Origin of the sequence: Actinoplanes flavus (assembly GCF_017592555.1) — a bacterium.
Lineage (GTDB): Bacteria > Actinomycetota > Actinomycetes > Mycobacteriales > Micromonosporaceae > Actinoplanes > Actinoplanes flavus.
Genome location: NZ_JAGFNS010000006.1, coordinates 180,818 through 206,009 on the forward strand (window position 1 = coordinate 180,818; position 25,192 = coordinate 206,009).

The window sequence follows — 25,192 nt, forward strand, 5'->3', positions numbered from 1 at the left end:
CCACACCTTAACGGTGGATCAATCAGTACCCGGCCGGTGCTCGGCGCGGGCCTTCTGGATCGCCGCCCGGCGGGCCAGGCGGTGGTCCCGGCGGATCATCGCCTCGGTGAACCGGCGCTTGTCGGCGTCGTCGTCGGGCAGCACCGGCGGCACCGAACGCGGATGCCCGGCCGCGTCCACGGCCACGAACACCAGGTAGGCCGTCGCCACCGGCAGCGGAACCGCGCCGACCGCGTCCCAGCGTTCCGCGGCCAGCTTCACGCCCACCTCCATCGACGACGTTCCGGTCCAGTTGACCTGGGCGTACGCGTGCACGAGATCACCCACCCGGACCGGCTCCAGGAAGACGATCTCGTCGATCGCCGCGGTCACCGCGGTGCCCCCGCTGTGCCGCGCCGCGGCCGCGCCCGCCACGTCGTCCACGAACTTCATCAGTACGCCGCCGTGCACGGTGCCGTAGAGGTTCACGTCGACCGCCGTCATGATCCGGCTCAGGGTGACCCGGGAGAGCGCCGTCGGCCGTCCGGAGAGCTGTTCTTCCATGGCCGGTACGTTACGGCGGCGTTCGCGGTTCCTTGCCGCGCCCGGGTACCGTGCCGGATCATGCGCCACCTCAGGTCGATCTTCTACGCGCTCGTGCTGGCCCCCAGCATCTGGGTGCTGTCCGGCGTCGGTTTCACACACGACCTGAGCAGCCGAGGGCGCGAGCTGTTCGCGGCCGAGTCGATCTCCGGTCTGCTGCTGCTGATCTTCGCCGGCATCCTCTTCGCCATCCTGGCGTTCGCCCCGGTCTCCCCGGCCGGCCCGGTCCTGGCCGGCGCCACCTACCTGGGCGTGACGATCTGGGCGTGGCAGTCGCCGGCGGCCTACGCGGCGCTGTGGGCGCCGGAGGTCTCCAAGGAGGGCTTCGACCTGAGCCGGCCCGGTTACGGTCTGGCCGCCCTCCTCGCCGTGCCGCTGCTCGGGACCGCGCTGAGCGCCCGCCGCTGGTCCCGCTACGAGCCGCCGGTCCTGCCGATCATCGGCGAGATCGGCCGCTTCCGGGGCGCCGCGAAGGTGGCCGGCATCCCGGTCTCCATCGCCGAGACCACGGTGATCCGGGTCGGCACGCCGGCCGACCCCACCGAGGTCGTGACCGCCGCCGACCGCACCGTCACCATGCCGGCGGTCCCCGCCGCCACTCCAGCGCCCCCGGCCGCTCAGGCGCCGCTTGCCACTCCGACGTCGCTGAACACTCCAGCGCCGCTGGCCACTCCAGCGCCGCTGGCCACTCCAGCGCCGCTGGCCACTCCAGCGCCGCAGGCCACTCCAGCGCCGCAAGCCACTCCCACGCCGCTGGCCACTCCAGCGGGCCCGGCCGCCACCGCCTCGGAGCCGACCGTCGCGATCCGGGTGCCGGAGGCCGAGCCGACCACCGTCCTCGGCTCCCCCGCGCAGCCGGCCGCCACGGTTCACCCGGCCGCGGAGCCAGCGGTCGCTGCGACGTCCGCGCCGGCTGCCAAGGCCGCTTCCGCGGAGACGACCGCGGCCGCCCCGGACGGCGGGACGCCTGGCGAGATCGAGAAGGACGACGAGACGTTCGTGCTGCAACGGGCGGCCGACGACCGTACCCGGCCGTTGTCGATCGCGACGACCGCGCAGCCGGAGACCGAGGCCGACCCGGACGTGACACGTCCCATGGTGATGCCGGCGGCCGAGCCCGCCGCGAAGGCCGAATCCGACGACCGGACCCTTCCGCACGGACTCGCGGTGGACACCGCGAAGAGCGAGGCGAACGGCGACGAGCCGACCCGCCCACACGGACTCGCGGTAGAAGCCGCGAAGAGCACGGAAACCGCGAAGAGCGAGGCGAACGGCGACGAGCCGACCCGCCCACACGGACTCGCGGTAGAAGCCGCGAAGAGCACGGAAACCGCGACGAGCGAAACGAACGGCGACGAGCCGACCCGCCCACACGGACTCGCCGTGGAAGCCGCGAAGAGCACGGAAACCGCAAAGAGCGAAACGAACGGCGACGAGCCGACCCGCCCGCACGGGCTGGTGACGCCGCCCGGCGATGTGACCGAGCCGCTGCGGCTGCCCACCGAGCCGACCGCGCTGATCCCCGCCCAGCGGCAACCCCCGGAGATCGAGTCCTGAGCCGAGCGGGGGGGGGGGGGGGCCCCCCCCCCCCGGGGGGGGGCGGGCCGGGAGCCCCCCCCCCCCCCCCCACGCGCGGGGGGGGCCGGCCCCCCCACGATCGCGACCTGCATCGTCTCGCCGCGGCCGGGCCACGGCGACACAGCAGCCAGGCGACGACGTACGCGCTCCCGGTGGGTCAGTTGAGGGTCCACCTCTGGTTGGCGCCGGTGGTGCAGGTCCAGATCTGGAGGCGGGTGCCGTCGGCGGAGGTGTTGCCGGTGACGTCCAGGCACTTGCCGGAGTACGTGTTGACCAGCCGTTGCGAACTGTCCAGGGTCCACTTCTGCGAGGTGCCGGTGTGGCAGTCCCAGAGGTGCGCGACGGTGCCGTCGGCGTTGCTCGGCCCGCTGATGTCCAGGCACTTGCCGAGCGAGCGCAGCGTGCCGTCACCCGGCCGGGACCACTGCTGGGCGGCGGTGCCGTTGCAGCCGTAGAGCTGGATCGCGGTGCCGTTGGCGGTGGCGGCGCCGGCCACGTCGACGCATTTGCCGCCGAGCCCGGTGATGGTTCCGCCGGGCGTCTGGGACGCGGTTCCGGACCAGGTGAAGGTCGCGGTGGTACGCGCCGGGAGCGTGTAGACGAAGGATTGTCCGCCCCAGTTCACCCGCACCGACTGGCTGCTCGTGCCACCGTTGTGCGCGATCAGGGCCTTGCCGCCGTCCGGGTTGCGCCACGCCACGTTCTGCACGGCGGTGTTGTTCGACGCGATCCGTACGGCGCCCGGCTTGACGAACTTGGTGAGGTGCCCGGTCGTGTAGTACTCGACGGTGTAGTCGACCTGCCCGGCCCGCGATCCGCCCTCCTGCACGGTGATCAGCCCGGTGCAGGTGCCGCAGCCGCCGTTGTGCGGTCCCATGTTCTGGTTCAGCGCGAGACTCCACTTGACGAGGCTGCTGCTGTAGTTCCGGGCGTAGTTGACGATGTCGGCCAGGTCCTCGTTGTGCTGGTTGGTGATCCAGGTGCCGCCGGAGTGCTCGGTGCTGAACTGCTTCACCGCCGGGAACTGGTCGTGGACCTGGGTGCCGACCGCCGGGTCGCCGAAGTAGCCGTGCCAGGCGATGCCACCGAAGAGCGGATCGTTGCGTACCCCGGAGTCGGCGAGGATGGCCGCCCCGAAGTTCGCGTAGTCGCCGTAGTTCCAGTCGTGGATCAGCACCTTCGTGGTGATGCCGGCCGCGCGGAACGCCGGGTAGACGTGGTTCTTCGTGAACTCGACCAGGCCGGACGGGTTCCAGCTCATGCCCGGGTAGTTCATCGCCGTCGGGTTCGCGGCCTGGCAGCAGTTCGGCTCGTTCTGCACCGAGATGTAGTTGACCGGCACTCCGGCCGCCTGGTAGCTCTGGATGTACTTGACCAGGTACTGGGCGTACGTGGGGTAGTACTCCCACTTGAGCCAGCCCATCTGGTCCATCCGGCCGTTGTCCTTCATCCAGCCGGGCGCGCTCCACGGGACGCCCTTGACGCGCAGTGCCGGGTTCAGTTGCTTCGCCTGCTGCGTGAGCAGGCGGACGTTCGTGTCGTACCCGTTGGTGTTGAAGTCGTTGAGGTCGCAGCAGGTGTCGTCGAGGGAGACGTTGCCGGGCCGGGACAGGTCGGAGGCGCCGATCGGGTTGCGGACGAAGGAGAGCCCGATGCCCTGGGTCGGGCTGAACAGCTTCGTCATCACGGCGTCCCGGGTGGCCGCGCTGACCGGGCCGCCGCGCAGCAGGTAGGCGGTGGTGTCGGTGATCGACGCGCCGCCGCCCTCGAAGGTCTGGTAGGTGGTGCCCTCGTCGATCGTGATGGTCTGGTTCGCGCTGCCGCCGGCCGGGCCGAACGCGATGGCGGCCTGCTGCTGGAGGCCGCGGGTGACGACGCGGCCGGCGCTGTCCGAGGTGGTGGTGAGGTAGACGTTCACCGTCTCGCCGGCGGCGTAGGCGGGGGTCGCGATCACCGTGGCGCCGAGAGCCGCGATGAGCAGCGCACTTCGCACGCGCATGAGGACTCCTGTTCCGTGGGGGAAGGTAACAGGAAGGAAACCTCTATTAATTCGGAAGGGTCAATGAGATGGGGTTCCGGATCGGGGTACGCCGGTTCCGGAACCATGAAACACGTCAGGAACCGGCCCGGTGGAGTCGCGGATCACGAGTTCGGTGGCCAGCTCCACGTGCAGCGCGTCCAGGCGGTGCCCACCCAACATCCGCAACAGCAGATGTACGGCCATCCGCCCCATCTCCTCGAGCGGCTGCCGGACCGTGGTCAGCATCGGCCGGCACGCCCGCCCCAGCTCGATGTCGTCGAACCCGGCCACCGACAGATCCGCCGGCACCCGCAACCCACGCTCGGCGGCCGCCCGCAGCGCCCCGATCGCGATCTTGTCGTTGAAGGCGAGCAGCGCCGTCGGCCGTTCCGGCAGGTCCAGCAGCTCGGCGGCGGCCCGGTGGCCCAGCTCGCTGGTGGGCTCGGCGACGAACCGGGTCAGCTCCGGCGCGGGCAGCACACCGGCGTCGGCCAGCGGGGACAGATAGCCGGCGAACCGGTTCTCGCCGGCCAGCCAGTCGCGGGGCCCGCCGATGATCCCGATCCGGCGGTGCCCGAGCCCGATCAGGTGGGCGGCGAGCTGCCGGGCGCCGGAGAAGTGCGCGGCCGAGACCGCGGCGAGATTCCGGGGCGGCGGGGTACGCGGATCCAGCACCACGAAGGGGAAGCCGCGATCCCGGAGCCGGGCCAGTTCGGCGCCCGGCTCGGGCGGCAGGATGAGCACGGCGCCGGCCACGTCACGCCGGCCGGTCAGAGCGGTGAGCACGTGGTCGCGCTGGGCCGCCACCCCCGCGTTCAGGATCACCTGGAGACCGTGCGGCTCCAGGGCCTCGGCCACCGCGGAGACGATCAGCCCGAAGTAGTCGGTGAGCACGTACGGGCAGCGGACGTAGATCCCGGTGGCACGTTCCCCACGCCGCCGGGGTGCGCCACGGCCCAGTTCGGCGATGGTCGCGAGCACCCTCTCCCGGGTGGCCGGGGCGACGTTGGCCCGCCCGTTCAGCACCCGCGAGACGGTGGCGATGGACAGGCCGGTGCGAGCGGCCACATCGCGTACGGTCGCTCTTGTTTCATCGCCCTGTTTCATGGCGGCGAGGATACGACCGGGCCACCGTTCCGTAGAGATACATCCCGGCCAGCACGCCGGCGCCGATGCGCAGGGCGAGCACGCCGACGAGGCTCGGGCCGCCCCAGTGACCGCTGTAGGTGGCCGGATCGGTCAGGTCGAGGACGAACGGCGTGGCCACCGCCTGCGCGACGAGCAACGTCGCGGCGATCACGCCGAGCATCTTGAACAGCAACTTCATGCCCTCGACGGTAGGAACGCCGAACTCCGGGCCGCATCGGGATGATCCCCGATACGGCCCGTAAGCCCTACGATCATCAGCCATGTCGATCATGCGCTTCCGGTTGGCGGCGCTCGGCGCCACCCTCGGCTTCCTGGCCGTCGCGCTGGCGATCCGGGCGGTGGCGCCCCTGGGCAGCTGGGTCGAGCAGTCGTCCGGCACCGCCCTCTACGCCTCGATGACGTACGCCGGTGTGCTCTTCCTCGCGCCCCGCCTGTCCCCGTTCACGGCCGGCGGGATCGCCCTCGGGTGGTGCTGGGGCGCCGAACTCTTCCAGCTCACCGGCGTCCCGGCGGCCCTCTCCGAGGAGAGCCTCGTGGCGCGGCTGGTGCTCGGCGCGGCCTTCGACCCGATCGACCTGATCTGGTACCCGATCGGCATCGTCCCGCTGGTGGCCGTACATCTGATGGTCCGCGGACGCGCGATCAGCGGATGACGGCGAGCTCTCGGCGCGGGGCCCGGGCCGACGCGATGACCTGGTCGGCGATCTCGCCGCCGCGGACCGCGATGTTCGAGAGCAGGCCCGAGCCCAGCCCGTGCCCGGACTCGGTGGCGCCCAGCACGAAGACCGGCAGCGCCGACCCGTCGGCCCGGTGCAGGCGGTAGTCGCGGGCCAGCCAGACGCCGGAGGTGTCGCCGAAGGAGCCGCCGAGCAGCTTCCGGGGCAGCGGCGAGGTGAACCCGGTGGCGCAGACGACCGCGTCGTACGTCTCCTCCGCGGTCGTCCCGGTCATCCGGCGCCGGACGCCCAGCGTGACCCGGCCGCCGGACGCGCGGGCGCCGGTGACGCGGGCCGCCCGGTGGAAGCGCAGCCGGTTCCCGCCGGCCACCTTCTCCTGGTACTCGAAGTCGTACAGCCAGGTGAGCAGGTCCGGGTCGACGCAGCTGTAGTTGGTGGCGCGGTGCCGGTCGAGCAGCTCGGCGCGGACGTTGGCGTCGGCGAAGTAGAAGTCGTCCACGGCGGAGGGATCGAAGACCCGGTTGGCGAACGGGCTGGAGTCGGCGGGCGTCATCCCGTACCCGGACAGGATGCAGTCGACCGACACACCCGGGTAGGTGTCGAGGACGTGCCGTACCGCCTCGGCGGCGCTCTGCCCCTGCCCGACGACGGCCACCCGGGCACCGTTGCCGAGGCCCGCGGACCGCAGGCCGCCGATGAGCCCGGTGTTGTGGAGGACGCCCGGCAGCGCGGTGGCCCAGTCCGGCATCCGGGGCGTCGAGCCGGCCCCGATCGCGACGTGCCGGGTCGTCGTGGTGTGCCGGCAGCCGTCCAGGTCCCAGGACACGACGCAGCCACCGGTGCGCTCGTCCAGGTCGACGGCGACCACCTCGGTGCCCCAGCACACCGGGACCTGGAGCCGTTCCACCGCCCACCGCAGGTAGTCGGTGAACTCCAGCCGGCTGGGGAAGAACGACTTGCGGTTGATGAAGTCGCTCATCCGGCCGCGCTCGTGCAGGTAGTTCACGAAGGTGTAGGCGCTGCGCGGGTCCCGCTGGGTGGCGAGGTCCTTGAGGTAGCTGATCTGCATGACGGAGGAGGGCAGCAGCATCTCCGGATGCCAGTCGAACCCGGGACGGCGGTCGAGGAACTGCGCCCGGACCGGGATCCCGGCCTCCTCCAGGGCGACCGCCAGACCCAGGTTCGCCGGGCCGAGCCCGACACCGACGAGATCACGATCGAACATGGTCCCCACCCTCGACGTCATTGCTGTACAGGGTCTGCGCGACGTCGTTGTCGCTCGCCGTCATCCGGTCGGCGATCCGTTCGCCCAGCGCGGGCGCGATCTTGAAACCGCCGCCGGAGAGGCCGGTCACGTACCAGAGGCCGTCGGTGGCCGTCGGCGCCGGCACGTCGCCGTGGTGTCCCGGTGTCGCGTACATGTCGGACGCGACGACGCTGCTCAGGTACTCGGCCCGGGACAGGGCCGGTATCCGCCGGGCCAGGGCCTCCGCCGCTCGCAGCCCGGCCCGCCGGTCGGTGACGTCCCGGCGGCCGGGCCGGTTCCACGGCATCGGGTCGGCCCGGCCGACCAGCAGGACACCCGGGCCCTGCTCGGGCGCGGGGCGCATCCAGGTGTCGGGTACGGCGTCCACGAGCGTGTGCGGCGCCGCACCGGTCTCGCCGAGGCGGACGAAGGAGTAGACGATCCGCCGTCGCTCCACCTCGGGGGCCGATCCGGGCGGCAGCAGCGCGGCGGTGCCCGGTCCGGCGGTCACGATCACCCGCCGGGCCCGTACCGCCGGGCCCGCGCCGGCCAGCGAGAAGCCGTCGCCGCCGGTGATCACCTGGCGGACCGGGCCGGTCAGCGTGATCGCGGCGTCGTCCCGGCAGCGGTCCGCGAGCCAGCGCAGCGCCTCGCCCGCATGGACGAAACCGCCGTGCGGCTCGACGACGGCGCAGTCGCCCCGCTCCAGCCGGACCGGGTGCCGGGACGGTCCGCCGATCACCCGGTACGGCACCCCGGCGGCCGCCATCTCGGACAGCACCGACCGGTCCAGCCCGGCCCGGGGCAGGACGTGCACCGAACCGGTCCGGCGGTAGGCCGGGCAGTTCAGCCACACCGAGGTCAGGCTGCGTGCCGCGAGCCTGGTCAGGACCGGATCGGCGGAGTAGGCGCGGACCAGTCCCCCGCTGAGGGCCGAGGCCGACGAGCCGGCGTCCTCCGGCACGCCACCGCTGAGACTCACCAGCAGTCCCCGCGCGGCGAGCGCGAGCGCGGTGAAGCGGCCGACCACGCCGTCGCCGATGACGGCACAGTCCACGGTGGTCACCGGAGCACCTCCACCGGGCGCGGCTCTTCCCAGACCGGTACGCCGTACCGCTCCGCCCACCGGGTGACCAGCTCCGGGCCGGTGAGGGCACGCTCGACGACCTCCAGCATGTGCCGGGTGCAGCGGTCGACGAGGACGGCCGGGTCGGGCCGGGAGGTGACGACCCGCGGCCGGTCACCCGCCGGCAGTTCGTCCCAGTCCGGTGAGCCGACCCAGCTGTCGTCGGTGAGTGCCACGCGTACCTCCCGGCCGTCCGCGGCGACGGCCCGCATCGCCTCCTCGGCGTCGGTCAGGGTGCCCAGCACCACCAGCGTGCCGGCGCCGGGCTGCCGGAGGACCTCCCGCACGCTGGGCCGGACCCGGCCGCCCATCAGCTCCCACGCGCCGGCGAGCCCGTCGGCCGAGGGCCCGGCCCACGCCTCCGCGGGCCGGTACGCCCGGAACAGCACGGCGGCCTGGGCCAGGTTGTCCGGCATGGGGGCGATCACCCCCGGATCCGGGTCCAGGTGTTCGCGGGTGATCTCCGGCGCCGAGGAGAGCGGGAAGGCCACCGGGATGCCGGCGCACCGGTAGGCGGTCAGCGCGCCACCGGCCGCCTCGCTGGAGAAGTGCCCCACCACGGCCGAGTAGCCGGCCGATCCGGCGATGCGCCGGGCGATGGCGACGGAGCGCTCCGGATCCGCGGCGTCGTCGAAGACCTCCACCGCCGGATGCTCCAGCAGCGACGGCGGGAAGAGCCTTCCCCAGCGGGCCCGCGGGCCGGTGCGGGGTGCGACGACCGCGAGACGGCCTGCGGTGCTCATCCCACGCCCAGCCCGAAGTACCTGGCCGGGCGCTCGGTGCCGGAGCACGCCTGCCGGAGGTACGCGCTGCCGTCCGGCACGATCGGGGCGGCGGCCTCGGCGAACGCGGCGGTCCAGGCCCGCAGGGCGGCGGCCGCGGCGGTCCCCTCGGGTCCCATGGCGCGCACCTCGTCGAGCGCCGACCCGATCACCCGGGCGGCGGCCATCAGCTGTTCGACGGCGGCCGGCGGGTCGAAGTCGTCCGGCCGGCAGAACCGGCGGGCCAGGTCCAGTTGCGCCCGTACGGCACGTCCGGAGCGCCGCAGGTCGGCCGGGAGAGCGGCCTCGTCCACGGTGGTCGCCGTGCCGTCCAGGGCGAACACCCCGCGGAAGGTGGCGTCCCAGACGTCGAGCACCTTTTCGGTACGGCTGAGGTCGTCCAGGGTGAAGTCGGTCCGGCTGGTCGCCGGCCGCCGGAGCAGGCAGTGCAGCCGCAGCAGATCCGCCCCGACGACCGGGAGCAGCTCGGACGCCCAGATGGCGTGCCGCCGGCTGGTGGAGAACTTGGAGCCGTTGAGCTGGAAGAACTCGTTGACGACGAACTTCTCCGGCAGCAGCTCCGTGCGGCCGAGCGCCAGGTTCACGGCCGGGAAGAGGACGGCGTGGAAGTAGCCGTTGTCGATGCCGAAGAACTGCACCAGCCGGTCGTGTCCGGCGGGCGGCGCCTCGGCGGCGTACCCCTCGGCCATCTCCAGCCACACGTAGGTGCGCAGCGCCGGGTCGGCCTCGGTGGGGATCCCCCAGTCCGACGGGTGCGAGACGAGGATGTCGGGCAGCCGCTCGGCCGCCATCGCCCGGCAGACGGCGCGCAGCCGCTCGGGCATGTCGCAGGACGCCCAGAACGCCACGAGCCGGTCCCGCAGCGGCTCCAGCGGCAGCACGTGCAGCTTGGTCTGCCGCGGTTCGGGGGTCGCGCCGCAGCGGATGCAGAACGGGTCGACGACGTCGGCGCAGACGTTCGGCCGGCAGCAGTCCTCACAGGCGTTGCCGTTGGTGCCGGCGCCGCAGTGCGGGCACTTCCCGCCCAGGTAGGCCTCGTACAGCCAGAGGTCGCAGGGCTCGCAGAACGGCAGCGGCCGCTCCTGCGCCACCACGTGACCGCCTTCGATCAACAGCGAGAACAGATTTCGTACGCGGGACTCGTACTCGATCCCGTGCGGTCGCACGATCGCGTCGAACCGCACGCCGGCCGCGGCCCAGGTGTCGACGATCGAGCGGGTGTACCGCTCGGCCGTCTCCTCGGGCGTGCCACCCTCGCCCCAGGATCGGCGCGGCACGTACGTCTGGTTGTCGTCGAGGCCGGTGGAGTACCAGGCGTCCTGCCCGTCCGCGGCCAGCGCCCGGGCCATCACGTCGCCGGCCAGGTACGGCCCGGAGATGTGCCCCACGTGCAGGTGCCCGTTCGGCGTCGGGGGCGTCGCCGTGATCCAGGTGGTCATCGGGTCTCCTTCAGGGGCCAGTAGACGGAGAACCAGGTGAGCGCCTCGTCGGTGCAGTGCACGACGTGCTCGTGGTTCTTCTCGATGAAGACGACGTCGCCGGCGCGCAGCGGGGTGGACTCGGCGCCCGAGACGAGGGTCCCGCGGCCGCCGGTGACGAACACCATCTCGCGCTGGTCGTGCTGGTCCGGCTCGGTCTGCCGGCCGGGCTCCAGCCAGCAACCCATCGCGCCGAGCGTCTCGTCGTCGATGAGGTCGAGGGGGAAGACCCGCTGGCACCGGGTTCCGAACTCGCCGTCCGCCGATTCCTCGGACAGCGTGGCCATATGGCGCAGGGCGGTCATTTCCGTACCTTTCCGGTGGCCAGCACCACCACGACGAGGACACCGACGAAGAGCAGTCCCGCGACGCCTCGCGATCCGAGGATCACCAGGCTGCTGAGCAGGACGACGACGGCCTGGACGCTCCACCTCCGCTGCAACCGCGCGAGGGCGACGCTGCACAGGGCGTAGACGGACATGAACAGCGCCGACGTCCAGGCGAGAAGATCGGAGTGGGTGACGATCCCGGCGCCGAAGAGGGCCAGCGTTCCGGCGTACGCCAGGGCCAGCACCGCCTTGGCCCGCGGCACCGAGGTCCGGCCCCGGACCGCGTGCACGTAGAGCCGGGTGGCGCCGAGCACCCACGCGTTGGTCGCCGCGATGATGGCGACGGCGGACGAGGCCAGCAGGACCAGGCGCAGCGGCGCCGGCAGACCGGCGGTCAGGGCGGACACCAGGGCGGTGGGCCCGCCCGGCGGCAGGGCCGCGTAGGCGACGGTGGCGGCCAGGTAGGTGAGGGCGACCAGCGGTACGGCCCGCCGGATCGCCTGGGGAAAGGTGTGGCGCGGGTCCCGTACCGAGCCGCCCAGCAGGGAGACGTTCTCCCAGCCCAGGTAGGCGTAGAAGGCGACGCCCGCGGCGGTCAGCACACCGGCCACCGACGTGGAGCCCTGCCGGCCGAGGTTGGCCGGGTCCATGCTGGGCACCGCGAGGACGATGCTGACCCCCAGGGCGACCAGCGCGACCTTGATGCTGACGTCCTGGATCCGGGCGATGGCGCGGTCATGGAGCCCGGCCAGCGCGAGGGACAGCAGCATCAGCGCCATGGCGGTGACCGGCACCGGGGGCAGCCGGTCCGTCAGCGCCTCCAGGTAGTGCGCGGTGGCGATGGCCATGGCCGGGTTCCCGACCGCGTAGACCACCAGCAGCAGACCCTGGGCGATGGTGGCGTTCGCCGAACCCATGCCGGCGCCGATGACGTCGGTGATGCCGGAGACCCGGGGGAACTCCATCGAGATGCGGGCGAACATCTGGGCGATACAGACGCAGATCCCGGCGAGCACCACCCACACCAGCGGGGCGGCCCAGCCGGCCTCCCGTACCGAGATTCCCGGCACCACCAGGATTCCCGCGCCGAGGACGCTGGAGACGTACATCTGTGTCAGTTGACGGACCGACCACTGTCGCTCGGCCAAAGCATTCTGCGCCATTCCGGTCAGCCCCAGATCAGGCCGTTGTCGGCCGCCGAGACCACGGTGAGCTGCTCGTATCCGGCTCCGGTCACCGGCCGGACGACGGCGGTGACCGCGAGAATGGAGAGGACAAGCGCGAAGCGAGCGACCGAAAAAGACATGACGATACCCCCGGCTGAATACCTGGATTGAATGTCCGCGTCATTTCTGGCCGTTCTCGGCCTGACATGGACAACTATCCCGGGCGCCGGGGTGGGCGGGAAGGTCTCCGGGCTGTCCCGAACCGGCCTGGCCGGTTCCGGACGAAACTAGATCCAGCCCTCGCGGGTGGCCAGCAGGCCCGCCTCGAAGCGGCTGCGCGCGCCGAGCCGCTCCATCAGCTCGGCCATGGCCCGGCGGCAGGTGCGCTCGGACAGGCCGAGACGGGTGGCCGCGGAACTGTCGGTGTGCCCCTGGGCGAGCAGTTGCAGCAGCTCACGCTGGGTCGGCGTGATGCCGTCGCGGTCCCGTGCGACGGTGCCGAGCGGGACCGCGGTCCGCCACACCTGCTCGTGCAGGGTGACCAGCGAGGCCACCACACCCAGGCCGGAGAGCTGGAGGACGCCCTGTGCGGTGTGACCGGGGTCGATGGGCACGATCGCGACCGCCCGGTCGAAGATCAGCATGCGCGGCGGGAGCAGTGGCGCGGTGCGCACCTCGGCGCCGGCATCGGTCAGGGACTTCGCGTACTCGGCGGCGACCGGGTCCCGGCGGGCCGCGTCCCGCAGCGTCGTCCGGATGGTGATCCCGCGGGCCACCAGCTCGGCGTTGTGCCGGCGGGCCGTCTCGGCGGCCGCCACCGACGGCACCGACGGCACGAAGCTGAGCAGTTCCTCGCGCAGCGTCTGGGCCAGCTCCTCCAGCCGGCTCTGGATCGCGTCCGGCCCGATCACGCGCTCCGCCTCGGGCGCCTCCTCGGCGGCCGTCTGGTCGCTGTACTCGGCGAGGATCGCGGCCACCGCGACCTGCCCGGCGGCGATCCGCCGGAGGCGGTGCTCGACGTCGGCCTGCTGGCGGGCCAGCAGCGACTGGAGGCCGACGGTGGGGCTGACCGCCCGCAGTTCACCCTCGTGTTCCGCGGACGGCCGCAGCAGCGCCAGATCGAAGAGCTGGTCGAGTGCCCCGCGGACGGTGTCCTCGTCGGCGGCCAGATGCTCGGCGAGGTCACGGACCCGCCATCGCGGGTGGGCCAGCAGAAGGCGGTAGACCGACTCGGCTTCTCTTCCCAGGCCCAGCACATCAAGCATGCTTCGAACCTAGGCAATCCCTCACGTATGTCCATGACCTGGGAAAAGACCCAGGGTTCCGGCGAGGCCGGGTAGGGGTGGACCGGGGAACCGGATCAATGACGCAGACTGTCGAGCGGGACGTCGGACCCGGCCACGATCCGCCACTGCCGCAGCATCGGCGAGTTGCCGAGCACCCGGCGCATCAGCGCGTCCGCGGTGGCCCGCCCGGCCGGCCCGTCGGCCGCCTGGAGGAACACCCCCACCTCGAAGCCCTCCGGGACCGCCCGGGCCACCACGTGCTCGACCTCGTCCCCGGCCCGCGCCGCCGCCCAGGTGGCGTCGACCAGCACCACCGCGTCGACGGTGGCCGGCGCGCCGTTGCGCGGCGCGAGGGAGATCCGAGCAAGCCGCATGGCCCTACGCCCCTCTTCCATCCGAGATTCGAGACTCGCTCCAGCCATCGGTCCGGCGAGGCCGCTGATTCACCTTGCCGTCCATCATCGAACTCGGACCCCCGACCGGAAAGGCTTTCGTCCAGGCCGGTTCCGGCCTGGACGAAAGCGGCCGCACGAAGCGCCGACCGGCGACACGAGCGTGCCGTCCCCGCCTCGACGGCGATCGTCTCCCCGGGGCAGGCGATCCGTCTCGTCATCCCTGACCAGAAGGCGTTAAAAATTTAACAATCCACTTCGGACCGCTGTAACAGATAGATCAAGGACACTCCGTAACGCTCGCATACCCCCAAGACGGACAAACTCCACCTAGCGTAGTTCCTAGGGTTGTCTTGCACGGCGGGCCTGTATATAGTCATTGATGATCATCAGAGACGGGGGAATGTCTTGAACGAGAAAGATCCGCTCGATGCTGCCCAAATCGAAGCTGAGGTCAACGACCCGGCCGCAGCATCCGGCACCGATGAAAAGATCTTCGACGACGACGCCGACATCGAGGACCTGGAGTTCTTGATCGACGACATCGAGGATCAGATCGCTCCTCTCGGGTAAGAATCGGAGTTCTCCGCGCTTGGATCCGTGATGACGCTCGTACGCATTCGCGTGCGAGCGTGGATTTGCGTGCCTGATTCAATTTCGTTCTTGTCGAGGGAGAGCAGGGTCACATGTCCGACGGTCCACTGTCGCCTGCCGTGGATGCGCAGGTCACAGGAGGTTCTCAGCCAGCCCCGGCGGCAGCCGAGAAGCTCTCGATGTACAAGTTCTTTCCATCGTCGATATCGGTCATCACCTCGTGGGCCGAGGGTCAGCGCGAGAACGCGATGGCCTGTGAATGGACGATGAACATCTCCTATCAGCCATTCTTGATCCTGTCTCTTATCGAGACTGGTGACTACACTCACCAGTTGATCGGTGAAAGCGGGCAGTTCGGCGTCAACATCGCCTCCGCGGATCAGACCGAAATTGTCAATGCGGTCGGCCGGTCCAGTGGATGGAATGGCCCGAAAATGGAGAATCCCGCACTCACCGGGAAGACGTATCCGGGTCGGAAAATCAAAGCCCCGATGTTGCGTGGTTGCGTTCTCAACCTGGAATGTGTCGTCGAGAAGACGATTCCCATGGGGGACTACACCGGGTTCGTAGGCCGCGTCGTCGCTGGTCGCGCCAATTCTTCGGCGACTCCGCTGGTCTATTTCCAGGGCAAGTACTTCCGGATGGGCGATCTGATTCCGAAGCCGGGTTCCGAGGCACCCGTGACGCCGGCCGGGGGCGCCTGATGTCCGCGCACACGCAACGTTGGCCGTCCCGCATCAGCGACCTGGTCCGTACCGTTCACGAGGGTCTTCCCGGGCCTCGCAGCCTGGTGCTGACCAGCGACGCCGGCGATCTGACCGGCGCCTGCCGCGACGCCGCACAGCAGAGCGGCGGCATGTGTATCGAGATCCCCTGCGCGGACGGCGGCGGCGAGCCGTTCCGGCCACTGCGCGGAGTGATCGAGCGGATCCTGCCGATCGTGCACGCCGAGGCGATCGACCTCACCAGACAGCTGGGTGCGGAGATCGTGGCCGTACACCCGCGGCTTGCGGCTTCGTTCGAGATCACGCCCGTGCACACCCTCGACGAGATCGCCAACACGCCCAGCGAGCGGCGCTCGCATCGGGAGTCCGAGCGTTCGTTCCGGATCGTCAACGGCCTCGCCCGGCTGCTGCACGGCGCACTCGACCAGTGCCCCAGTCTCAAGTCCGGCCCGATCGTGCTCAGCTGGCCGAGTCTGCACACCGCCGACGTCGGCACATTGCTGGCCTTCCGCCGGCTGAGCCGGTGGGCCAACCAGGCCGGCAGCCGCCTCGTCCTGGTCGCGTCGGCCGACCCGCATCATGGCCCGGACGTTCCCGAGCCTGCCGTTCCGGCCGAACTCGCAGACTGTTTCAGCTGGCGCGAGCAGCACCGGCGGCTGCTCACCGGCGTGCTCCGACAGTCGCTGGCGGAGACGCTGCCGATCGAGGACGCCGCGCCATCGCCCGCGGAGCGGACGGTCCCGGCGAAAGCGGAGCCCGGTGACTTCCAGCTGGTCCGCCGATCCCTGGAAGCCTTCGCCGCCGGACGCGCTGAGGAGGGCTCGGCCCTGGCGATGCGCGCCATGGCCCCGGCCGCCTTCGCTCTCGACTACGCCACCGTGCTGCTCCTGTGTGCCCACGTCGTGGCGGTCGCCGACAACGGCGAACCGTTCGACCAGGGGGCTTTCGACGCCGCTTGGCAGGCGTCCGCGGAGGCGGCACACCACCCCGCGTTGGAGTTCGCGGTGCAGCAGCCACACACCCGCGAGGAACTCGCCGGGGCGGCATGGCGGGCCGCCGGCTTCGCGAACAGCTGCCTGGGCTCCCACGAGACCGCACTGCGCTGCTACCACCAGGCCGCCCGCCTGGCCCGCGGCCACCAGCAGCAGGCCCAGGCGCTGATGTACCTCGGCCTGATCACCGGTAAGCGCCTGCACCGTATCGACGAGGCCGAGGCCCACATCAGGGCCGGCATCGCCGAGGTGACCGGCGACGACGTGGACGTGGTGGGCGTACTCGAACGCTGTTGGCTGTTGAACGTGAACGCCTTGATGGCCTACTCCGGTGGGCGGTTCAAGGACGCCATGCGTATGGCCCGGGAGGCGTGGGCGACGGTTCGGCCGATCCAGTCCAGCGAGGCCACCCACCTCAAGGTCAATCTGGTCTCGAACATCTCGGTGCTCTACGAGAAGGCGGGCCAGCCGGCCGAGGCGGTCAAGGTGTGGGAGAAGTTCCGGGCGCTGCTCGGCCGTGCCAACGCGCTGTTCGCCAAGCACTACCACTTCCGGGAGGCCGGCCTGCGGCTCGCGGCCGGGCAGTTGGACGAGGCGCTGGAGGCCTACCAGGCCAGCTTCGACCAGTGCGAGGCGACCACGGATCCGTTCCACGCCCAGATCGTCGCCGAGGCCTGCGCCCACGTGGAGTTCAAGAAGGGCGCCGTGGCCGAGGCCATCTCCTGGTACGAGCGGGCCGTCGACGCCGCATGGACGGTCGGCGACCACGAACGGCTGCCCAGCATGCAGGCCACCTTGGCCGGACTCGTCGACGGCAGCGGGAGCCTGGACGCCGTACCCCCGACGAAGTTGAACCGGCCTTTCGATCTCGTCAACGTCGCCAACTGATGGCTGGAAGCTCATCGGAACCGAACTCGGAGACCTGGTCGGCGGTGCCGGCCGTGCTGTTGCGCAGCACCGGCCTGCCGTTCGAGATGCTGGCCGATCTGAGTACGCCCGGCCTGCACGACCGCTTCACCCGGCTGGCCGGGAAGCGAGCCCGGGTACGGCGACTGCAGGCCGAGTTCGCCACCACGGTGTTTCCCGCCGTGGTGGCGAACGAGGAGGCGTCCGGCGCCGACCGGGCCGTGTTCCGGGCCTGGTTCCGGGCCCGCCGTCAGGTCGAACGGGGCCGGCCGGCCGACGATGTCCCCTCCGGGCACCACTCACCGGAAGCAGTGCGCTGGCTGGCCGGGTGGGCGGAGCTGCTCGCCGAGGTCGCCGCCGGGCACGCCGAGCTGGTACGCGAGCACACCGCCGCGGTCGACACGGCCCTGAACGGGATCGGTCAGGTCGCGGGCGATGAGCGGTTCGCCGACGCCGTCTTCCTGTCCAGCCCCAGCATGTACCAGGCGCTGCGCCGCTATTCGAGGCGGACCGCGGTCCGCAAGGTCGATCTCCAGCTGTGGAGCTACCTCCAGCGGTTCACCACCAAGAACGACACGATGAGTCTGTACGGCCCGGTCGATCACGGCGTCGTCGATCCCGATCCGGCCGCCCCGCCACTGGTACTGACCACCGGGGAACGTCCACCGGTACGCCTGACCCGGACCGCCTACTGGGCCGCACAGGCGCTCGCCGAGACCATCGCCGCGGACCCGGAGATCCGCCCCCACCTGATTCCGCGTCTCGCCGACGGCCTGTCCTACGATCCGGTGACCGGAACACTGGACAACACCCTTTCCGGCCGCACGGTCCGGTTGAGCCCCACCGACTCTCGCATCTTCGCGGCCGTGCAGCAGAACCAGCGGCCCGGCCCGGAGACCACGGAACGTGTGGAGGCGCTGGTCGCGCGCCGCCGCCTGACGCTGGCTCCGCGGATCCCGACCGCCGAACCACATCCGATGGCGTGGCTGCACCGCTGGCTGACCGCGCTGCCGGTGCAAGCCGGCCGCTGGCGGAGGGTCATCGAGGAGCAGCTCGACATCGCGGCCCGGTTCGCGGACGTGCCCCCGGCGGAGAAGGCCGTCCTGCTCGACGCCGCGGAGAGGTCGTTCACCGCGGCGACGGGCCGGCCGGCCCGTCGTGCCGAGGGCGAGCTGTACGCCGATCGCACCCTCCTCTTCGACGAGGCCCACGGCGACATCACCTGCCGCATAGGCCCGGCCCTGATGGACGACCTGGGCCGGCGACTGGCGCCCGCACTGCGTCTGTGTGCCGCGTACAGCCTGGTCGTGCAGGACGTCTGCCGTCAGAGGGCTCGTGCGGTGCTGGCCGAACTCGGCGGGCGATCCCCCTACTTGCGCTTCGTCGACCGGCTGCGGCGTAGTACGGACATCGCGGAGTGCCTGGCCGCACCCGAGGTTCAGGGGTTCCTCTCCGCGCTCTACAAGGTGGTCGAGTCCCGTACCGAAGCTGGGGTCTCGGTCTTGAACGCCGACGACGTGGCCGCGCTGGCCGTGCCGGTTCCCGCCGGAACCGTGGTCTCCCCCGACCTGTTCCTGGCGGCGGAGAGCCTGGACGCGTTGCACGCCGGCGACTTCGACGTGATCATCGGCGAGGTCCACCAGGGCGTGCAGGTGTGGACGCATCTCACCGCGTTCTGGCCGGACCCGGACGGTCTGGCCGCGTCCCTGACGGACCTGCTGGGCGGGCCGGATCGGGTGGCGTTCGTGCACGCGCGGCGGCAGGGCAAGGCGTTTCCGCTGGAGCTGCCCGGTTACAGCGCCGAGTTCGGTGGCCGCTCCACCAAGGAGCCCTCGGAGGTTCTCGGTGTGGCCGATCTGGAGGTCACCGACGACGGCAGCGGACCGGTCCTGTGGTCGCGGAAGCTGGGCCGGATCGTCCAGCCGCACGCCGGTGATCCCCGCAGCATCGTGAACTGGATCTTCGGCCCGCCACCGGTGGGCGCGCCACCACCACCCGACGCCGCGAGCACACCCCGGCTGCGTGTCGGTCATGCGGTGCTGTGGCGGCGCGGCTGGACCGTTCCCGGCGCGGAGCTCGCCACCGCCCGGGCCGCGACCGTCCCCACCGACGCGCAGTTGCTCGTGACGGAGGTATGGCGTGATCGCGGCCTGCCGCAGCGCGGGTTCGCCCGGTTCCCCGGCGAGCGCAAGCCGGTCTACGTCGACATCGGCGATCCGCTGAGCACCGCTCAGCTGCTGGCCCGCACGACCGGGGCGTCATTCCTGCGAGTCAGCGAGATGCTGCCCGAGCCCGGACACTGGTGGCTGCCGGCGGCCGGGAGCGGGCGGCGGAGCTGCGAGTGGCGGACCACCTGGGTGGCCGGCCATGGGTGAGGACACGACCGTACGGTTGATGGACCGGTTCGTGCTGCGCGGCACCGGCTTCCCGGTCGACATGCTCGACCGGCTGCGGTCTCCCCGGACCGCCGGTGCCACCGCGGAACTGCTCGCCGCCCGGGCTGCTCTCGACGTACTGGCAGCCGATGTCGACAGGACGATGGCCGCCACCGGGCGGACCGCGAAGGACACCGGGGATCAGGCGACGGTCACGGCGGTACGCCGCATCCGTAAAGCGATCGCCGCCCGCCGCCCGGTTGACGGCGCGCCGCCGGAATGGGCCGCGGCCTGCACCCGGGTCGCCGCCGCCGAGGCGACGGTGGCGGCCGTCTATCAGGAGGAACTTCACCGGGGCCGGGCCGTGCTCCGCGAACTGTTCCGGCGCGACGACGTGCAGGAGGCGCTGTGGCTGTCGAACCCGGACATGGCCGACGCGCACTGGCCGTCCTACCTGAAGCACTGGCGGCCGGACCAGCGCGACAGCCGGATCAAACGCCTGGAACGGATCCTCTACACCTATCTCCAGCGGTTCGCCACGAAGAACGACACCACCAGCTTCTTCGGCCCACTCAACTACGGCGCGTTCCTGAAGAACACGCCGCCCGAGCTGCGGATCAGCTCGCAGCGGATTCGGGCGCGGCGTGGCTTCTTCGCGTTCTGGGCCGCCGAAGCGATCGCCGGCCACCACCTGGATCCCTCGTCCCTCACGCCGCTCGACGACATCGGCTCTCCCCGGGCCGACGGCCTGCGCCGGATGGTCGAGGAGTTCGCGACGGCTCCGCTGGCGCGGCGGCGTGAGCTGCTCGCCGCCGCGGAGACCGAATACGGCCGGATCACCGGTGATGCGGTACGGCGTGGCGGTGACGGGAAGATGTTCCGCGACCGGGCGCTGATCTACGAGGAGTGCCTCGGCGACGTCGAACGCCTGCACCTGACCGAAGTCGATCAGGACCGCATCGCCACCGCGCTGACCCCGGTGGCCCGGCTGTGTGCCGAATACTCCCGCCGCCGCACGAACGACCTACGCGCCGCCGGAAACGCCGTGCTCAGCACATTGAGCCCGAACGGCGCCCCGGTGCCGTTCCCGAGGTTCGCCGCGGCCTGGCAGCGCCGTCATCCGGACGCCCCGCCCACCCCGTCCGCCGATCGTCTGATCACCGATCTGACCGCTCTGGTCTCGATGCGCCGAACCGGTGCCGAGGCTCGCCTCACCGACGCCGACGTGGCCGCCCTGTGCGTCACGCCCGGCGATCCGGTGGTGATGTCCCCGGACCTGATGCTGGCCGCCGACGGATTCGACGCCCTGGCCAAGGGCGACTACCGCATCGTGGTCGGCGAGATCCACCACGGTGTTCAGCCGACCGGCTGGATGCTGACCTTCGCCGACGACCCGGACGGCTGGCGGCAGGCGACCGAGGCGATGCTGCCGCAGCCCGGCACGGTCCAGCCGGCCAACCTGGTCCTCGGGCGGCGGATGAAGGTGGCGCCGCCACGGTTCCCCGGCCCGAGCGTCCCGGCCCGGGACGGTCTGTCCCACCTGGTGGTGCTGCCCGGCCCGGAACTGCGTGCGCCCGGTGCCGACCGGCCGTTGCGCTTCCATCCGCCGTCGCATGGGGTGGGGCACCGCTACGGCGTGTTCGCCTGCTTCTCCTATCCGCTCGCTGATCTTCCTCGGGTCCGTACCGGCGAGAACACGCCCCGGATCGTCGCGGGTGACGTGGTCGTGCAGCGACGCCGCTGGGCGATCCCCGCCGACCGGCTGCCGTCCGGCTCGTCGCACCACCTGTTCGTCGCGTGCGCCGCGTTCCGGGCAGAGCACCGGCTCCCCGAGCGGGTGTTCGTGCGTTCCGCGAGCGAACCCAAGCCCGTCTTCGTCGATTTCAGCAGCGTCTTTTCCCTGGAAGTTCTCGCCCAGTTGGGTGCCGACGCCACCCGGCAGAACCTGGCGGAACTGCTGTTCGAGGAGGTCTTGCCGGACATGGAGGAGCTGTGGCTACGCCGCGGCGACGGACGCTACTGCACCGAGCTGCGGACCGTGTGCACCGTTCCCGGGGACGGTGTGGCGTGACGGCCGGATGGCGGATGCTGCCGCACTTCCTGCTGCGAAGCACCGGGTTCGCGTTCGAACTGCTGGACGTGCTCGGCTGCCCGGATTCGTCAGCCGGGGTGGATGAGCTGCTCGACGCCGACGCGGCCCTGGACGCCCGGATCGGGCGGGTCCAGCGGGCCCTGGCCGACGACAGCGATCCGGCGACCGGCAAGATTCGCCGCAAGGTCTTCAAGCGGGTCGAACGGCACGAGCCGTCCGGACTCGACGGCGGCCAGCGGGAACGGCTCGCCCCGGCCACCGCCGCCGAGCTGCTGGCCTGGGATGCGGCCGTCGCCGAACGTGCCGAGCTGGCCGAACGGTTGCGTGCCACCTTCGCGGCCGAACTGCGGGAACGGCGGCAAGCGCTGCGTGAGGTGGTCGCTGATCCACGGTTCGGGGAGGCGGTGTGGCTGTCCAGCCCGCAGATGTACCAGATCGGGCTGCGCGGCTATCTCGCGTCGACCGAACCGCGCAGTGACACCCGGCGAGCCGAGCGGCAGCTGGTCGCCTACCTGGAACGATTCTGTGCGAAGAACGACACGTCGTCGTTCTTCGGCCCGATCGACTACGGCCACACCGGCACCGAGCCGGGCGCGGCGCCGGTGGCCGGGCGGGTCACCGGACGGGCCGCGTTCCTGGCGCACTGGGCGGTGGCCGCGATCGCCGGTGCCGTCGCCGACGACGCGCGGATCAGGCCCTGGCTGCGGCCGGTGCTGAGTGCGACATGCACCGTGACGGACGCGGCGGAGCTGACCGTGAACGGACGGGTGGTCGCCGGTCGCGCCGCCGACGTGCTGAGGCTGGTCGACGGCAGCCGCACGGTCGGGGACATCGCGGCCCCGGCCGTCCTCGACAAGTTCGCCGCCGCCGGCGTCATCCGGTTGGTTCCCGAGGTGCCGGTGACCGTGCCACACCCCTCGCTGTGGCTGCGCGACTGGCTGACCGCGCTGCCGGCCGCGTGCCCGGGACGACAGCCCTGGCTGGATCGCCTCGAACCGCTGCTGGAGACCGAGCGGACCTTCGCGGACGCCGATTTCGCCACCAAGCGGGACCTGCTCACCGCCGCGGAACGGCACTTCGTCGAGATGACCGGAGTCGACCCGCGACGTGGGGGCGGCGAGTTGTACGCCGACCGGTCGCTCTACTACGAGGAGGCGGTGGGCGGGGCATCCCCGCTGGTCCTGGATCCGTCGGTGACCGGGCTGATCCTGGAACGGCTGAAGCCGGTGCTCGACCTCTACGCGGCCCATGCCCTCGCCGCCCAGCGTGCGGTCCGTGACGAGGGCACCGCCCGGCTCGCGAAACTGACCGCCGATCACGGCGCCCGGTCCCTGCCCCTGACGACGGTGGTGTCGGCGCTGCGCTCGGTTCCGATGCCCGAACCGCCGGACGACTGGGCCACCGCCGTCCGGTCACAGCTCGCCGGGCGGGAGGCCGAACACGCCGTCGAGCTCGACCTCGCCGCCCTGCCCCGGTCCACCGACCTGGCCGCCGAACCGCTGCTCACCTCGCTGGACCTGATGCTGGTCGCGGACAGCGCCGACGACGTCCGGGCCGGGCGGTTCGACGTCGTGGTCGGTGAATGCCACGACCAACTGCTCGTGTGGGGCTGGCCGTTGTATTTCCATCCCGATCCGGCGGCCGTCCACGAGTCGGGTGAGCAGGCGCTGCGCGACATCCAGGGCGACCGGGTCTACGGCAATGTGGTGCCGACCCGCCGGGTGAAGATCAGTCCGTTCCAGTACCCGGGCCCGGCCGTGGTCCTCGGCGGTGTCCGGCCCGCTCCCGGGAACGAGGTGCCGATCGCCGCGGTGACCGCCGAAGCCCGGGACGGACGGCCGGTGCTCAGCGCGCCCGGTGTGGACGCGTTCGGGCTGTACAACGCCGAGCAGCAGACCTTCGCGCACCGGATCTTCGCCCCGCCCCGGCTCGTTCCGCCGCCCCCGGTCGAGACCGGGGAGCACACGCCCCGGCTGTCCGTCGGCGCTGTGGTGGTGCAGCGGGAGCGGTGGCGGCTGCGCAAGACCGACCTGTTCGGCCCGGTCGCGCTCACCGGCGACGAGGTGGGGCTGCTCACCGCGTACCGTCGTTGTGCCCGTCGCTTGAACCTGCCCCGCCATGTCTTCGCCCGGGTGGCCGGCGACCGCAAGCCGATGCTGGTCGACGCCGAGAGCTGGTTCTCGCTGCAGGCGCTCTATCACCTGGTGCCGGCCGACCGCGACGTGGTGCTCACCGAGATGATGCCCGGCCCGGACGGTCTGTGGCTGCGCGGCGACGCCGGCCGGCACTGCGCCGAGCTACGGATGACGGCCTACTACCACCGCGGCGAGACGTCATGACCGGGCTCATCGATCCGGAGGCCGCCCGCCGGGCCGCGGTCCGGGCGCTGCGGCCGGGTGATCTGTTCGGTGAGTTGTTCGCCGAGGAGCGCACTCATGTCGCCCACGAGATCCGGGACGGGATGCCGATCACCAGCCGGACCCGGTACGAGCGAGGCATGGGCCTGCGGGCCGTGGACGACACCGGAACCAGGCTCGCTCATCACACCGGACTCGACGAGGACACGCTGCCCGCCCTGGTCAGCGCCCTCCGCAGCGGTGGACCGGTCACCGGAACACGCGATCGCGCGATCGGCCGGCCCTGGCCCGTGCTGGAGGGAGCCCACGCCGCGACGGTCGCGGCCGAGGCCGAGGCCGAGGCGCGCGCTGCCGGGAACGGCCACGACGTCCAGGTCACGGTCAAGGTGATCACGCTGCTGCAACAGGTCCTCGTGGCCCGCCCGGACCGGGTGGTGACCGAGCGCCGGGAGGCCGTCTCGCTGCACATCCGGGCCAAGGTACGGCTCGGCAAGCAGGTGCGCTGGGGTCGCCGGGTGACCGGTTGCGATCAACTCGCTGGGCTGGTCAAGGACGGCCGGCACCGGCTGCTGGCTCGCGCCGCGGTGGAGTCCGCGATCGAACGGCTCGACGCGGTCGACGCCCCGGCGGGCCGGATACCGGTGGTCCTCGGTCCGGGCAGTCCGGCGATGCTGCTGCACGAGGCGTGCGGGCACGCCCTCGAGGGCGACCTGGTGCGGCGGCCCGCGTCGGCCTTCCACGGCCGGTTCGGCAGCCGGGTCGCCGTCCCGCATCTGTCCCTGGTCGACGACCCGCGGCAACCCGGCGACGGACGGCAGTACGGCGTCGACGACGAGGGTGAACCGGCCGCCACCGCGGTCCTGATCGAGGGTGGTGTCCTCACCGGCCAACTGCTCGACCGCTGGCACGCCCACCAACTCGGAATACCGGGCAACGGCCACGGGCGGCGCCTGAGCTACGCCTACCCGCCGCTGCCGCGCATGGCCAGCACCGTCGTGGCGCCCGGCCCGCATGCGGCCGGGGAGATCGTGGCGGCGACACCGCGCGGGCTCTACGTGCGGTCGATCGGGGGTGGCGACACCGACATGGGTTCCGGCCGGTTCAACCTCCAGGTCGATGAGGGCTATCTGATCGAGAACGGACGGCTCGGCCCGCCGATCCGCGGTGCGGTGCTCTCCGGCACCGGCAGCGAGGTGCTGGCCGGAATCGACATGGTCGGCGACGACGTCGAGATGCTCTCCGGCGCCTACGTGTGCAACAAGCTCGACCAGTTCCCGGTCCTGGTCAACCTCGGCCAGCCCACACTTCGTGTCGCCGAACTGCACGTGTGGGGAGTGTGA

At 71.6% G+C, this 25,192-nt stretch carries 22 protein-coding genes; 9 read left to right on the forward strand and 13 right to left on the reverse strand.

All coding sequences use genetic code 11. From position 1 onward, the window contains the following. Positions 1-18: 18 nt before the first annotated feature. Positions 19-543, reverse strand: coding sequence for an acyl-CoA thioesterase (locus J5X75_RS11220; RefSeq protein WP_208467280.1), 525 nt, complete (start codon positions 541-543; stop codon positions 19-21). 60 nt (positions 544-603) lie between these two features. Here J5X75_RS11220 and J5X75_RS11225 point away from each other — a divergent pair, with 60 nt between their 5' ends. Further along, a complete protein-coding gene (locus J5X75_RS11225) occupies positions 604-2,139 on the forward strand; it encodes a hypothetical protein (protein ID WP_208467281.1) in 1,536 nt (511 codons plus the stop codon). A 178-nt stretch (positions 2,140-2,317) separates the two neighbouring features. On the opposite strand, the gene J5X75_RS11230 is transcribed toward J5X75_RS11225, so the two are convergent. Genes J5X75_RS11230 through J5X75_RS11240 form a run of 3 tightly spaced genes read right to left on the reverse strand, consistent with a single transcriptional unit; the run spans position 2,318 to position 5,507 of the window. Beyond that, on the reverse strand, positions 2,318-4,159 hold the full coding sequence (locus J5X75_RS11230; protein ID WP_208467282.1) for an RICIN domain-containing protein: 1,842 nt from the start codon (positions 4,157-4,159) through the stop codon (positions 2,318-2,320). Positions 4,160-4,219: 60 nt separating this feature from the next. Further along, on the reverse strand, positions 4,220-5,248 hold the full coding sequence (locus J5X75_RS11235) for a LacI family DNA-binding transcriptional regulator (protein WP_307798024.1): 1,029 nt from the start codon (positions 5,246-5,248) through the stop codon (positions 4,220-4,222). A 22-nt stretch (positions 5,249-5,270) separates the two neighbouring features. Continuing rightward, a complete protein-coding gene (locus J5X75_RS11240; protein WP_208467284.1) occupies positions 5,271-5,507 on the reverse strand; it encodes a hypothetical protein in 237 nt (78 codons plus the stop codon). Positions 5,508-5,589: 82 nt separating this feature from the next. Between J5X75_RS11240 and J5X75_RS11245 the strand changes: the two genes are divergently transcribed. Beyond that, on the forward strand, positions 5,590-5,982 hold the full coding sequence (locus J5X75_RS11245) for a ribosomal maturation YjgA family protein (RefSeq protein WP_208467285.1): 393 nt from the start codon (positions 5,590-5,592) through the stop codon (positions 5,980-5,982). On the opposite strand, the gene J5X75_RS11250 is transcribed toward J5X75_RS11245, so the two are convergent. The 9 genes from J5X75_RS11250 to J5X75_RS11290 all read right to left on the reverse strand — a co-directional run bounded on the left by J5X75_RS11250 (position 5,972) and on the right by J5X75_RS11290 (position 13,793). Then, on the reverse strand, positions 5,972-7,231 hold the full coding sequence (locus tag J5X75_RS11250; RefSeq protein ID WP_208467286.1) for a lysine N(6)-hydroxylase/L-ornithine N(5)-oxygenase family protein: 1,260 nt from the start codon (positions 7,229-7,231) through the stop codon (positions 5,972-5,974). The genes J5X75_RS11245 and J5X75_RS11250 overlap by 11 nt on opposite strands. Next, on the reverse strand, positions 7,218-8,318 hold the full coding sequence (locus tag J5X75_RS11255; protein WP_208467287.1) for an NAD(P)/FAD-dependent oxidoreductase: 1,101 nt from the start codon (positions 8,316-8,318) through the stop codon (positions 7,218-7,220). Before J5X75_RS11255 ends, J5X75_RS11250 begins: the two co-directional genes overlap by 14 nt. Further along, complete coding sequence (locus J5X75_RS11260) at positions 8,315-9,121, reverse strand: type 1 periplasmic-binding domain-containing protein (protein WP_208467288.1); 807 nt, start codon at positions 9,119-9,121, stop codon at positions 8,315-8,317. The genes J5X75_RS11255 and J5X75_RS11260 overlap by 4 nt, the downstream gene beginning before the upstream one ends. Then, on the reverse strand, positions 9,118-10,599 hold the full coding sequence (locus J5X75_RS11265; RefSeq protein WP_208467289.1) for a class I tRNA ligase family protein: 1,482 nt from the start codon (positions 10,597-10,599) through the stop codon (positions 9,118-9,120). Before J5X75_RS11265 ends, J5X75_RS11260 begins: the two co-directional genes overlap by 4 nt. Beyond that, a complete protein-coding gene (locus tag J5X75_RS11270) occupies positions 10,596-10,943 on the reverse strand; it encodes a cupin domain-containing protein (protein ID WP_208467290.1) in 348 nt (115 codons plus the stop codon). Before J5X75_RS11270 ends, J5X75_RS11265 begins: the two co-directional genes overlap by 4 nt. Further along, entirely contained in the window at positions 10,940-12,076 is a 1,137-nt protein-coding gene (locus tag J5X75_RS11275) for an APC family permease (protein ID WP_208467291.1), read from the reverse strand. The genes J5X75_RS11270 and J5X75_RS11275 overlap by 4 nt, the downstream gene beginning before the upstream one ends. Positions 12,077-12,135: 59 nt before the next feature. After that, positions 12,136-12,273, reverse strand: a complete 138-nt coding sequence (locus J5X75_RS11280; RefSeq protein WP_208467292.1) for a hypothetical protein — start codon at positions 12,271-12,273, stop codon at positions 12,136-12,138. Between the two features lie 147 nt (positions 12,274-12,420). Next, entirely contained in the window at positions 12,421-13,398 is a 978-nt protein-coding gene (locus tag J5X75_RS11285) for a helix-turn-helix domain-containing protein (protein ID WP_208467293.1), read from the reverse strand. Between the two features lie 95 nt (positions 13,399-13,493). Further along, positions 13,494-13,793: a hypothetical protein gene (locus J5X75_RS11290; RefSeq protein ID WP_208467294.1), complete on the reverse strand. Its 300-nt coding sequence runs from the start codon at positions 13,791-13,793 to the stop codon at positions 13,494-13,496. Positions 13,794-14,219: 426 nt separating this feature from the next. Between J5X75_RS11290 and J5X75_RS11295 the strand changes: the two genes are divergently transcribed. The 7 genes from J5X75_RS11295 to J5X75_RS11325 all read left to right on the forward strand — a co-directional run bounded on the left by J5X75_RS11295 (position 14,220) and on the right by J5X75_RS11325 (position 25,192). Then, positions 14,220-14,384 (forward strand): hypothetical protein, encoded by a 165-nt coding sequence (locus J5X75_RS11295; protein ID WP_208467295.1) that lies wholly within the window; start codon positions 14,220-14,222, stop codon positions 14,382-14,384. A 113-nt stretch (positions 14,385-14,497) separates the two neighbouring features. Beyond that, complete coding sequence (locus J5X75_RS11300; protein WP_208467296.1) at positions 14,498-15,109, forward strand: flavin reductase family protein; 612 nt, start codon at positions 14,498-14,500, stop codon at positions 15,107-15,109. Beyond that, positions 15,109-17,010, forward strand: a complete 1,902-nt coding sequence (locus tag J5X75_RS11305) for a tetratricopeptide repeat protein (protein ID WP_208467297.1) — start codon at positions 15,109-15,111, stop codon at positions 17,008-17,010. Before J5X75_RS11300 ends, J5X75_RS11305 begins: the two co-directional genes overlap by 1 nt. Beyond that, positions 17,010-19,403, forward strand: coding sequence for a lantibiotic dehydratase (locus tag J5X75_RS11310; RefSeq protein ID WP_208467298.1), 2,394 nt, complete (start codon positions 17,010-17,012; stop codon positions 19,401-19,403). Before J5X75_RS11305 ends, J5X75_RS11310 begins: the two co-directional genes overlap by 1 nt. After that, positions 19,396-21,474, forward strand: coding sequence for a lantibiotic dehydratase (locus tag J5X75_RS11315; RefSeq protein ID WP_208467299.1), 2,079 nt, complete (start codon positions 19,396-19,398; stop codon positions 21,472-21,474). Before J5X75_RS11310 ends, J5X75_RS11315 begins: the two co-directional genes overlap by 8 nt. Then, positions 21,471-23,834, forward strand: coding sequence for a lantibiotic dehydratase (locus tag J5X75_RS11320; RefSeq protein WP_208467300.1), 2,364 nt, complete (start codon positions 21,471-21,473; stop codon positions 23,832-23,834). The genes J5X75_RS11315 and J5X75_RS11320 overlap by 4 nt, the downstream gene beginning before the upstream one ends. After that, positions 23,831-25,192 carry a TldD/PmbA family protein gene (locus tag J5X75_RS11325; RefSeq protein WP_208467301.1) on the forward strand — a complete coding sequence of 454 codons (1,362 nt, stop codon included), beginning with the start codon at positions 23,831-23,833 and terminating at the stop codon, positions 25,190-25,192. The genes J5X75_RS11320 and J5X75_RS11325 overlap by 4 nt, the downstream gene beginning before the upstream one ends.